The following is an 11,643-nucleotide window of genomic DNA, read 5'->3' as shown; positions in this document are numbered from 1 at the left end:
CATCTCCGCCTCGGCCTGCCCTCGCCCGCGCAGAGCTCCGACAGCCCTCTGCGATACGCTGAATTCAACTGAACCGCCCACGGCTTCCCATGCACCTCTCCGCGATGAGATCCCGTCGACGACTCCGCCTGGCGCTGTTCCTCGTGCTCGCGCTCCCGGCCGTGCCGGCCACCGCGATCTCCCAGCCGGCCCCGTCGACCGCGCAGGCAAAGGCGGCGGCCCGAGCCCTCGCCGACAAGGCCTGGGAGCTCTTCAACGCCGGCCGCTACGAGGAGGCGCTCGCAGCCTTCCGCGAGGCGGACGCACAGGTCCACGCGCCGCCGTTCCTGCTCTTCGCGGCGCGCTCCTGCGAGCGGCTCGGCCGCCTGCTCGAGGCGCGCTCGCTCTACCAGCGTGTCGTGGACGAGCCGATCGAGGCCAGCGCTCCGCAGGAGTTCCAGCAGGCCCACGCGGACGCCTGGGTCGAGCTCACCGCGCTCGCATCCCGCATCCCGACCCTGGAGATCGCGGTCACGGGCGAGGCGCCGGGCGCAGTGGAGCTGACGCTGGACGGAGAGCGCGTCGTTCAGACCGTGCCGATGGAACGCGACCCTGGCGAGCACACGGTCGTCGCGACCATGTCGGGGCAGGCTCCGGTGACGAGAACGATCCGATTGAGCGAGGGCGTGAAAGAGCGCCTCTCCATCGTTCTGGCGCCCGCCCCCGCGCCGCGGCCGGGATCGGCGCCCCCCTCGGGCGATGCGATCCAGGCCGCCAGGAGCGACGTGAACATGGCCGCGCTCATTGGCGGCGGGGTCGCGACCGGCGCCGGAGCGCTCGCGGGCGTCGTGTTCACGCTCGTCGCCAACGGCAAAGCGAGCGACGCGAGGCGGCAGAAGAGCGTGATCGACGCCATGGAGGGCGGACCCGTCACCGTCAACTGCGCGAACCCCACTGGCAGCGAACAGACGCAGCAGTGCAGCAAGCTGCGCTCGCTGGTCGACGACCAGTATCTTTTCAGCAACCTGGCGCTCTGGAGCTTCATCGGTGCAGGCGCGAGCGCGGTGGGGACGCTCGGCTACACCTGGCTTGCTGCAGCACCGAGCAAGCCTGAGCAGCAGGTGCATCTCTTTCCGCTCGTGATGCCCGGTGGCGGCGGGCTCGTCGCCGGCGGCGTGTTCTGAGCCGAGGAACCCATGAACCGACGGACCCAGAGGGCGATACGGCTTGGCACGCGCGGGGCCTCGACGCTGGCCCTGGCCTCGATCGCAGCAGCGCTCCCGGCGGCGAGCTGCCTCGGACCCGACTGTAGCGAACTGCATCAATGCGGTGGCGGCGTGGGTGGAGAGGCAGACGGCGCAGGAACCGGCGGTGCGGCAGGTTCCGGCGGCGCAGGGGCCGGCGGCGCAGCAGGGAGCGGTGGTGCCGCCGGGACCGGAGGTGCCGGGGGCGGGCCGACGCCCGTGGGGTGCGTGCCCAGCGACGGGCAGAGCTGGACCGCGGACCCGACGTGCGGAGTGTTCGTGTCAGCCACGACGAGCGACGGGGGTGACGGGACCCCGGATGCGCCGGTGAAGACGCTCGCGGAGGCCCTCCGGCTCGCCGCGCAGATCGAGGACAAGGAGGCACGGCGCGTGTACGCGTGCGCCCAGACGTTCGAGGAATCGCTCACCGTGACGGCGGGGGTCACCCTCTACGGTGGCCTCGATTGCAACGCAGATTGGCAGTGGGAGGAGGCGAACAAGACCACCCTCACGGCGCTCGGGGTTGTGCCCCTGGCGATGCGCGCCGAAGGCGAGACGGTGCGCCTGGAGGATCTTCATGTCATCGCTCCGACGATTGATCCGGACGATGCGGGGACCTCTGCCATCGCAGCGATCGCCGAGGGCTGCGCCGTCGACCTGGTTCGCTCCACCTTCGAGGCGGGTGATGCGGCGCCCGGTGCCCGAGGGGCGGCCCCTCCTCCGCAGGCCGAGCAACCCCCCCAGGGCGCTCGGGGGAACCCTGCATGCTCGGCGAGCACTGTATCGACCGCTGCGCCCCAGCCCGAGACCTGCGGCACAGCGGACACGTCCGACGACTCGACCGGGGGGTGGGGTGGGAATGGCTTCGAGACGCGCGGGACCGATGGCACCAGCGGTTCTCCCGGCGCGGAGGACCATCCCAACGCTGGCTCATACGATGCCTTCAACGGGGGGTGTATCCGGGGCCAGGACGGCCTAGCGGGTGACCCCGGCGCACCAGGCGCAGGGGCAGACGGCATCGGCCAGCTCTCCAGCGCCGGCTACACCGGGTCGTCCGGACGCGATGGCCAACGCGGAACGACCGCCCAGGGCGGCGGGGGTGGTGGCGGCACCCGCGGGAACACCGAATGCGCTGCTAGCACCCGTGTCGGCGCCAGCGGCGGCAACGGTGGCGCTGGCGGCTGCGGCGGTGCTGGCGGCAGGGCGGCTCTCCCGGGGGGTCGAGCATCGCCCTGGTCAGCGTCAACGCAACACTCACGTTCCGTGACGGCGTCCAGCTGATCGCCGGTAATGGCGGCCGTGGCGGCGACGGTGCCGCTGGCCAGGACGGCGGACCTGGCGCGTATGGCGGGCGGGGTGGGATGGGTTTGAGCTCGGCTCGCGTGCTCAACGGCTGCGACGGAGGGCAGGGAGGCCAGGGAGGCTCCGGCGGACGGGGCGGCGGTGGGCAGGGCGGCCATTCCCTCGCCATCGCCTTCCAGGGTGCGCCAGATGCCGCCCCGTCCCTCGACGACGTGATGGTCCAATTGGGCGCGCCCGGCGCAGGCGGCGCTGGCAGCGATGTCAACCATGCCGGCGATGCCGGTCAGGCCAGCATGCTCCTGGACTTCTCGTCTCCTCGGCGAGCGCCGGCGCCATGACATCCTGCCGCCGTCGTCTTCTCCGCCTCGCTCCGCACCGCGCGGACGACGCCCGCGTTCGTGATGCAATGGTCCCTCAGAAAGGCCGAGGTGGCGCAGCGCTCTTCTTCTCCGGCGCAGGCGCCTCGCCCGGCGGTGCGCCACGTCCCGCGGGCGCGGTGGATCGCGCAGCCGGCGCCCCATACACCTCGTCCTCCCGCGGTGGCGCCTTCGCCGGGCCCGCCCTCTCGCCGGACTGCGGCGCCCGTTCTCCCGCCGCCGTCCCCGCCGCGCGCGACGGCAGGCTCACCTGCCCCGTTGTCGCCGCCGGGGCGGGCCCGCTTGGCGCCCCCCTGCGGCGCTGCTTGCGGCGCCTGTGCCGCCTGACCCGCCCCAGCGTCTCTGGCCTCCCCCTCCCCGACCCCAACTGCCCCCACGCCCTTGCGCGCTGTCTCCTCAGCCTCGGCGGGAGCCCCTAACACCGCCGCCGCCGTCTGCTCCGGAGCAGACGACGCACCGAGCGTTGCCGCCGCAGCGGACCGCTCCCCTCCCCGAGCGGACGCTGCCGCCGCGCCCGTCGCCAGCGCGCCACCGCCGTCCGCTCCCGCAGGTGCTGCCGGCAGTTGCTCCCGGCGGCCAATCCACACGGCGACCAGCGCGCCCACGATCAGGCCCACCGCAAGCGTCACGACCACGTCAACGGTCCTGGATTTCCCTCTCTCTCGCCTCGCCTCACCGTTGGTCGCCACCCCGGCTGCCGGTTGCACGCTCGCGACGTGCGCGCCGCCCCTCTTCACCTGCTCTCTCGCCGCATCCATGATCGCAGCCACCGCCCGCTGCTGCGTCGCGGCCAGCTGATCTCGCATCACGACGGTTCCGCGATGTGTCACCACCGGCCTGGGGTCGACGACCGGCGCCCCGGTGGGCATCCCGGCGCTCGAGGTCCCACCGACCTGTTCCCCCGCGCCCGGCGCTCCGAAACGCGCTCCCCCGCTGGCCGACCTCCCATCCCAGACCGACACCACGCTCGCTGCCTGAAGCCCCTGCCTCGTCGCCTCCGCCTCCGCCCCCGCCTGCCCCCCCTGCCCCGCCGCGGTCTTCCCCCCGCCGCTCTCCCGCTCCGACCGCGCCACCGGCACCGTCGTCGCGAGCTCATCCACGCTCGCCCCCTGGCTCCGCGTCGGCGCCACCGCCGTCTCCACGCCCTCCTGCTTCGCGACCGACTCCGGCAGCGCCTCCCCTCCCTCTCTCGCCACTCCGCGCGCATCCCAACGCTCTGCCGCCGCCGCGGCCCGCTCCACCCCCGCGCCTCCCGCCATTCCCGGCCCTCGCGGCACGAACACCGCCAGCTCCCGCGCCACCTCGTCCGCCGACGCGAACCGCTCCTCCCGCGCCCTGCGAAGGCAGCAATCGACGATCCGCACGAGCCGCTCGTCCACGCGCCGCAGGTAGCGCGACACCTTCGGGATCTCCCCCTCCAGGATCTGCGAGATCAGCTGCGTCCCGTCGCCCTGGAACGGCCGCACGCCGGTCAGCATCTCGAACAGCACCACCCCGAGGGCCCAGAGGTCCGCCCGCGGATCGATGTCCCGGTCGGCGCGGACCTGCTCCGGGCTCATGTAGAACGGCGTGCCCACCGCCGCGTCGAGCGTCGACGTCGCGCCGCTCGCGATCGCCAGGTTCTTCGCCACGCCGAAGTCGAGCACCTTCACCACGAAGTCGCTCGCCTCCGGCGGCCGGTGCAGGAAGAGGTTCGCCGGCTTGAGGTCGCGGTGCACGATCTGCACGGCGTGCGCCGCGGCGAGCGCGCCTGCCACGTCGCGCGCGATCCGCGCCGCCAGCGGCGCGTCCAGCCGCCGCCTCGCCTCGAGCAGCGCCGCCACGCTCTCCCCGACGAGCATCTCCATGATCAGGCACGGCTCGGCGCTCTCGGTGCGGGCCACGTCGATCACGTCGACGATGTTCGGGTGCTGCAGCGCGCCGCACGACTGCGCCTCGCGCAGCAGCCGCTTCCGCAGCGAGGGATCCGGCCGGGCGATCACCTTGAGCGCCACCTCGCGCCCCGTGGCCTCGTTGGTCGCGGCCCAGACGACCCCCATCGCCCCCTGCCCGATCTTGCGGTGCAAGCGGTACTTGCTGGCGAGCAGCATGCCCGGAAGCAGCTTGTACGCCTCGATCAGCCCCGACATAGGCCCCCAGGTAGCTCCCCCACCTGCGCAGGCTTACCATTGCGCTCGCGCGGCCGGAACGACGGATACCTGGCTCCCCCGCGCGCAACACCGCTCAGGGAGCGTAGGGGTCCTTCTTCTTCGCCTGGTCCCGCAGGCAGTTCGTCCGCATGAACCCTGTCTTGCCCGCGCACGGATCCACGGGTTGCCGCCGGGCGGCCGGTTGCTGCGCAGACCGCGACGGCGCGGGCGCGGGCTGCGTCGGAGGCTGACTCCTGGGCTGCGCCGCAACCACCGACCGCACCGGCGCGGGCGCCGCAGCAGCCGGCGGCGTCGTGACCACCGGCGCCGCCGCCGCTGGAGTCGGCGCCTCCACCGCCGGCTGACTCCGCTCCACCGACGCCGGCTCCACGCCCGCCGGCCCCGCGTCCGGCGCGCTGTTCGCCCCGCCGGCATCCACCGGCTCATCCACCCTGGGCGGCTCAGCCGCCACCGAAGCGTGAGGCGCAGCGGTCGCAGGCGGGGTCGGCGGATCCGGCGGCCTTGCCGCGCTCGTTGCGGCGCTCTCGATCCCGGCCTCCGGCATCGTCTCGATCCCAGCTGCGTTCTCCGCGGGCGCTGGCGAGCGCAGCGCGACGAAGAGCGCTGCGCCCACCAGGCCAGCCGCGCCGGCGGCGAGCGCCGCGACAGCCGCCGGGCCCGGAAGGCGCTTCCAGCCTGCCTGCCGCCGCGGCGGCGTCCGCGGCGCCTGCAGAGGCACCGGCGTTGCGCGCGCTGCCCAGGGCGACGGCTGCGCGCCGCGGCCTGCGTCCGGGCCCGGCACGAGCGGCGCGGTCGTCGATTTCCCCGGCTCACCGTGGCCCCATGCGGGCGGCGCGCCCAGCGCCGCCTCGGCGCTCGCCATGGCCTCCGGCTCGAGCCTCTGGGTCAGCTCGGCGTTCCACTCCGGCGCAGACGCCCCGCTCGCCGTCGGCGACACCACCGCCCCGCTCGCCATCGGCGACACCGGCGCCCCACTCGCCGTCAGTGACACCACCGCCCCGCTCGCCGTCGGCGACACCGCCGCCCCGCTCGCCGTCGGCGACACCGCCGCCCCTGCCGGCGCCGCGCCAGGAAACGCGGGCACCTCCATCGCCGCCACCTGCCCGCCGCCCCCGCCCCCGACGGCAAATCCCGCTGCCCTCGCCCCCGCCGCCGTGTACCCCTCGAGGAGGTCCGCCACCTCCGCCGCCGACCCGATCCGCTCGTCCCGGTGGCGCGCCATGCACCGCGCCACGAGCTCCACGAGCCCCGGGTCCACCCGCCGCACGTACCGGGAAATCTTCGGTATCTCGCCCGTCAGGATGCCGGTGAAGACCGCCCTCGCGTCCCCCTGGAACGGCCGCATGCCCGTCAGCATCTCGAACAGCACCACGCCGAGCGACCAGATATCGGCCCGGTGGTCGACGTTCGGCTCGGCCCTCACCTGCTCCGGGCTCATGTAAAGCGGCGATCCCACCGCGCCGCCCGTCGCCGTGCGGATGCCGTCATTCACGGCGAGGTTCTTCGCGACCCCGAAATCGAGCACCTTCACCACCGGCTCGTCCGCGTCGGCCTCACGGTGCAGGAAGATGTTCGCCGGCTTCAGATCGCGGTGGACGATGTGCAGCGCGTGCACCGCCGCGAGCCCCCTCGCCACGTCTCGCCCGATCGACGCCGCCACGTCCGCGTCGAGCCGCCGCCTGCGCACGAGCAGGTCCGCGAGCGTCTCTCCGGTGAGCAGCTGCATCACCAGGAAGGGCTCGCCGAACTCGGTCTCCCCCATGTCATACATGTCGATGACGTTGCGGTGCCGCAGCGCCCCGCCATTGCGCCCTTCACGCTGCAGCCGCCTCCGGAGCTCGGGATCCGGGCGGTGAATCAGCTTCAACGCCACCTCACGCGAGGTGGACAGGTTGAGCGCCGCCCACACGACGCCCATGGATCCCTCTCCCAGCCGCCGCACCAGCTTGTACTTCTCGGCTATCACCAGGCCGGCAGCGATCTGCGTGAAGGAGGTGGACATCGAGCTCAGCAGGGTGGGTCGAGGCGCGTCGCCGCGGCGGGCGAGGTCGCTTTACCTGGCGCAAACGAGAGGGCGACGCGGAAGGTAGCACGCTCTCCGCCGGGGTCCCTCGGGCGCTCCACCTCGCTGCGCCGCAAGAGATACCCCGCGGCCATGCCGATCCCCAGGAGGAGCGCCGCCGCGACCACGGCCATCGCGATCCACACGACAGGCGAGCGGGCGGGCACAGGAAGCGGCCTCTTCGGCTCGGGGAGCGGATCGAGCGGCACCGTGCCGCCGAGCGACAGCGCCTGTCCGAGGGGAGCGGCCGGACGCGCCAGCGACGCACTGGACTCTGATCGATAGGCGGCCGTCTGCTCGGGTGACATCTTGATCGTCCCGCGGTCCCCCAGCAGAGGATTGCTCGCCATCCGCTCCCGATGCCCCGGGGCCGCCGCCCCGCCCGCCGCCGGCTGCCCCGGCCACGCGCCCGCCGCCGGCTGCCCCGGCCACGCGCCCGCCGCCGGCTGCCCCGGCCACGCGCCCGCCGCCGGCTGCTGCGGCGCCGCGAGCGCCCCGCGCGGCCCTGACACCGGCGTGTTCGGGTGTCCCTGCGGGGCCTGCAGATGCGCCACGGACGCCGGGAGCGGCGTCCCGGTCGCCGGCGTCGGCGACCGCCCGGGAGCGGCCCCACCCCACGACCCTCGCCCGAGCTGCTGCGGGATCTCGTGCCGCAGCTCCGGCGACGACCCCGGCCTCGAGGGCACGCGCTGCGGCGCCGACGGCGTGACGAACGGCTCGAGCGCCGCCGCGACATCGGCCGCCGAGCGCGGTCGCTTCTCGCGATCGCGCTGGAGACACTGCGTCACCAGGGCATCGAGGCCGGGATCGATCTGCCAGACAGACTGGGACACCGCCGGGATGTCGCCGTGCAGCACGTTTCTCAGGAGCTCATGCGCCTTGCCCTGGATCGGCCGCCTGCTCGTGAGCATCTCGAACATCACCACGCCGAGCGCCCAGAGGTCCGCGCGCGTGTCGATATCGCTCTGCGCCCGCACCTGCTCAGGGCTCATGTACGCCGGCGAGCCGATGAGGATGCCTGTCGCGGTCTTCACCTGTTGAGGACCCGCGAGGAACTTGCTCACGCCGAAGTCGAGTATCTTGACGATGGCGTCGCCCTCGCCAGGCTCGGTGTGGAGAAAGATGTTGGACGGCTTCAGGTCGCGGTGGATGATGCCCCGCTCGTGCGCGGCGGAGAGGCCACGCGCGATGTCCCGAGCGATGCGCGAGGCATCGTGGATCTCCAGCTTGCGCTTGCGCTTGAGCAAGGACGAGAGCGTCTCGCCGGAGAGCAGCGGCATGACGAGGAACGGATCGCCGTTCTCCGACTCTGCAGCATCGTAGATATCGACGATGTTCCGGTGGCTCACGGCGCCGCAAGCGCGCGCCTCCCGCAGCAGCCGGACGCGGAGCTCCGGGTCGGGCCGCACCAGCAGCTTGAGCGCGACCTCCCGAGAGGTAGCCTCGTTGTGCGCTGCCCAGACGACGCCCATCGCCCCTTCGCCGATCCGCCGAAGAAGGCGGTATTTGCCGCAAATGAGCGCACCTGGCGGCGGCGCGGCAGGAGCCGAAGGGGACTGCATGGGGTGGTCTCGCTGGAGGACGGACGTGGCAGCAGGTCGACGGTGCTTGGAAGAAGTGTCGCAGGTGAGGCAGCGCACCGTCAAGAAAAGCTGCCGGCCGGGCTCGCAGAGCGCGAAGCCGGCTCCGGCGCTTCCGGTGTGGGCACGCGCTCAGCGCACGTGATCGTCGCCACGTCGTCGCTGCCCAGGAATCGCGGCGTTACCGTGGCGTCATTTCGGGAGGGGCGCCCCGAGCCGCGGAGAGGCCGAGTCTATTTCTTGAGCTTCGCCTCGCACTGCTTCTTCGCCAAGAACCTGAGATGAGCGCACGAGGCCGCGGATGGGGCAGGAGCAGCCTTCGCGGGCTGCGATGTCGCGGGAGGCGCCCCAAGCGTCGAGCTGCCCGGCTTCGCGCCGCTCGCCGTCCCCGGCGCCGTGCCCGCGCCGCCGCCTGGCGCCGACGCGCCGGCCGCGCTGCTCGTCGGAAGGGCGCTCGGCGCCGAGGGCACGGCCGGCGCCAGCGCCGAGGAGCCCGGCGGCGCCAGCGCCGAGGAGCCCGGCGGCGCCAGCGCCGAGGAGCCCGGCGGCGCCAGCGCCGAGGAGCCCGGCGGCGCCAGCGCCGAGGAGCCCGGCGGCGCCTCCGCGAATGGCGCCGAGGGTTCCTGCGCTGGGAGCTCCTCGTTCCGCGACGGCGCTCCCCCGCGCTCCGGCGCGGCGACCGTGTCTCCTCCGGCGCGGTCCAACGACGGCATCGCGCTCCCGGACACTTCCGGCGCGGCCGACGATGTCTCCGGCGACCTCAGCGAGATGAGCATCCCCACGAGGATCAGCGACAGCGCAGCAGCCACGATCGCGAGCGTCGCGGCCGTACGCTTGCGCCTCGGTTCGCCGCCGTGCGGGGCCCGCTCCTGAGCGTCCTGGGCCTGGTGCACCCCGACCTGATGGACCGACGGGTGGTTCGAGACGAGCGGGGTCGTCGACGAGCTCCCGGCCTGGCGCGGCGCGCCCGTTGCCGTTGTCGCGCCCGACCTGGAGTCCGAGGCGCTCGCGCCCGCTTCCGGGCCGAGCCTCGCGGCCGGCGCCGAGCTCCAGCTCGGCTGCGCGGAGATGCCTCCCGGCGGCAGCGCGCCAGCAGGGCCGAGGCCGCCTGGCCCCGCCCCTGCCTCGGGCATCGGCGGCGCGTTCATGCGCACCGTCATCGCCCAGGAGCCCTGCTGCGGCGCCGCCACGGGCGCAGGCTGCACCGGAGCGGCTTGCGCCGCGCTCGCCTGGGACGGCTCCGGCGCTGCAAACGCCGCCACCGACGACGACGGGGGCCGAGGCGCAGCGGCGGCAGGCCCCGCCGCCGGATAGGTCCCCGACCCGGCGCGCGGCCCCGCGGCCCCGGCCGCATCCGCGTTCCGCCGCGTGAGGGGCAAGGTCGCCACGTCCTCGTCCCGCAGCGCGCGCACCACGGACGCCGCGGCCAGGTGCTGGCCCGAGCTGCCCGGACGCCGAGGAACCGCGCCCGCCGCATGGCCGGCGCCCGACGCTGGCCCGCCATCCGTCGCGCGGCTCATGCCCGACGCTGGCCCCGCAGCCCCCTGCCCCGGCCCCAGCGACCTGTGCGCCTCGGGCGACTCCTGCACCGGCACCGGGGCCCGCGGCCCCCCACCGAGCAGCGCCAGCGGCAGCGCTCCCGCGCCCCCCTCGACGCTCCCCGACCGGTTCGCCACCGACGCGGGGTACGCCACCGACGCAGGCTGCGCCACCGACGCAGGCTGCGCCGCGAGGGCCGACCCGGGTTGCGCCACCGACGCAGGCTGCGCCGCGAGCGCCAACCCAGGTTGCGCCGCAAGCGCCACCGTGCCGCCTTGCGACTCCTCCCAGCCGCCGTCCACATCCTCGTCCGGGAGCGCCCCCCGCCCCTCCGGCGACGACTGCCGCAGCGCCGCGTCCCTGCCCGGACCCACGCCGCGCTCCGCGTACCGATCGAGCAGCGCAGCGACCTCCGCCGCAGAGCTGATCCGGTCCGCGCGATCCCTGCGCATGCAGCGGGCGATCAGGTCGACGAGCCCCTGGTCCACCCGCCTCAGGTACTTGGACACGGTGGGGATCTCGCCCGTCAAGATCCCCATGAACACCGCCTGCGCGTCCCCCTGGAACGGGCGCATGCCCGTCAGCATCTCGAACAACACGACGCCGAGCGCCCAGATGTCGGCCCGGTGATCGACGTTCGGCTCGGCCCTCACCTGCTCCGGGCTCATGTAGAGCGGCGACCCGACCGCGCCGCCCTGCACCGTGTGCAGGCCGTCGTTGACCGAGAGGTTCTTGGCGACCCCGAAATCGAGCACCTTCACAACCGGCTCGTCCATGTCCGGCTCGCGGTGCAGGAAGATGTTCGCCGGCTTCAGATCGCGGTGGATGATGTGCATCGCGTGCGCCGCCGCGAGCCCCCTCGCCACGTCTCGCCCGATCGACGCCGCCACGGGCGGGTCGAGCCGGCGCCGCCGCGCGAGCAGCTCGGCCACGGTCTCCCCCGTGAGCAGCTGCATCACCAGGAACGGCTCCCCGGCCTCGGTCTCCCCCATGTCGTAGATGTCGATGACGTTCCGGTGCCGCAGCGCCCCGCAGTTGCGCGCCTCGCGCTGCAGCCGCAGCCGGAACTCGGTCTCGGGCCGGTGGATCAGCTTCAGCGCCACCTCGCGGGCCGTCGCCACGTTCACCGCCGCCCAGACCACGCCCATCGCCCCCTCGCCGATCTGGCGCAGGAGCCGGTACTTCCTGTCGATCAGCACACCGGACGCGAGCAATGTCGAGCTCTTCGGCGAGGGCATCATCGGCTTTCCGGAAGCGCGACGCGCCCCGCCGTCACGGAGCGCGCACGGACGGCCGCGACCAGCAGAGCGATGCGAGCGACGGCGCACCCACGACGCCCCCGACGCCCAGCGCTCACGCCGCGCGATCCGTCAACCACCTGCGCCCGCGCGACATGACATCCGGTCCCCA

The 11,643-nt window shown here is 73.9% G+C and carries 5 protein-coding genes; 1 reads left to right on the top strand and 4 read right to left on the bottom strand.

Annotation, left to right across the window (positions count from 1 at the left end):
* The first annotated feature begins 104 nt into the window (after nucleotides 1–104).
* Nucleotides 105–1,163 (top strand): tetratricopeptide repeat protein, encoded by a 1,059-nt coding sequence (locus WME73_RS09090; RefSeq protein WP_437915439.1) that lies wholly within the window; start codon nucleotides 105–107, stop codon nucleotides 1,161–1,163.
* 1,645 nt (nucleotides 1,164–2,808) lie between these two features.
* Here the strand turns inward: WME73_RS09090 and WME73_RS09085 are convergent.
* The 4 genes from WME73_RS09085 to WME73_RS09070 all read right to left on the bottom strand — a co-directional run bounded on the left by WME73_RS09085 (nucleotide 2,809) and on the right by WME73_RS09070 (nucleotide 11,474).
* The gene (locus WME73_RS09085) at nucleotides 2,809–5,031 is read right to left on the bottom strand and encodes a protein kinase domain-containing protein (RefSeq protein WP_437915438.1); all 2,223 of its coding nucleotides are present in this window, start codon (nucleotides 5,029–5,031) and stop codon (nucleotides 2,809–2,811) included.
* Between the two features lie 94 nt (nucleotides 5,032–5,125).
* A complete protein-coding gene (locus tag WME73_RS09080; RefSeq protein WP_437915437.1) occupies nucleotides 5,126–7,054 on the bottom strand; it encodes a protein kinase domain-containing protein in 1,929 nt (642 codons plus the stop codon).
* 5 nt (nucleotides 7,055–7,059) lie between these two features.
* Nucleotides 7,060–8,676 carry a protein kinase domain-containing protein gene (locus WME73_RS09075; protein WP_437915436.1) on the bottom strand — a complete coding sequence of 539 codons (1,617 nt, stop codon included), beginning with the start codon at nucleotides 8,674–8,676 and terminating at the stop codon, nucleotides 7,060–7,062.
* A gap of 251 nt (nucleotides 8,677–8,927) precedes the next feature.
* Nucleotides 8,928–11,474: a protein kinase domain-containing protein gene (locus tag WME73_RS09070; protein ID WP_437915435.1), complete on the bottom strand. Its 2,547-nt coding sequence runs from the start codon at nucleotides 11,472–11,474 to the stop codon at nucleotides 8,928–8,930.
* Nucleotides 11,475–11,643: the final 169 nt, after the last annotated feature.

This window comes from Sorangium sp. So ce302, from assembly GCF_051530145.1.
GTDB classification, from domain to species: Bacteria; Myxococcota_A; Polyangia; order Polyangiales; family Polyangiaceae; genus Sorangium; species Sorangium cellulosum_B.
The sequence above is the reverse complement of the archived record's forward strand: the minus strand, read 5'-3'. Positions and strand labels throughout refer to the sequence as shown.

What these genes read in the sequence shown, in the direction of transcription:
- WME73_RS09090 (WP_437915439.1), top strand. Translation starts at nt 105, where the DNA reads ATGAGATCCCGTCGACGACTCCGCCTGGCGCTGTTCCTCGTGCTCGCG.
- WME73_RS09080 (WP_437915437.1), bottom strand. Translation starts at nt 7,054, where the DNA reads ATGTCCACCTCCTTCACGCAGATCGCTGCCGGCCTGGTGATAGCCGAG.
- WME73_RS09075 (WP_437915436.1), bottom strand. Translation starts at nt 8,676, where the DNA reads ATGCAGTCCCCTTCGGCTCCTGCCGCGCCGCCGCCAGGTGCGCTCATT.
- WME73_RS09070 (WP_437915435.1), bottom strand. Translation starts at nt 11,474, where the DNA reads ATGATGCCCTCGCCGAAGAGCTCGACATTGCTCGCGTCCGGTGTGCTG.
- WME73_RS09085 (WP_437915438.1), bottom strand. Translation starts at nt 5,031, where the DNA reads ATGTCGGGGCTGATCGAGGCGTACAAGCTGCTTCCGGGCATGCTGCTC.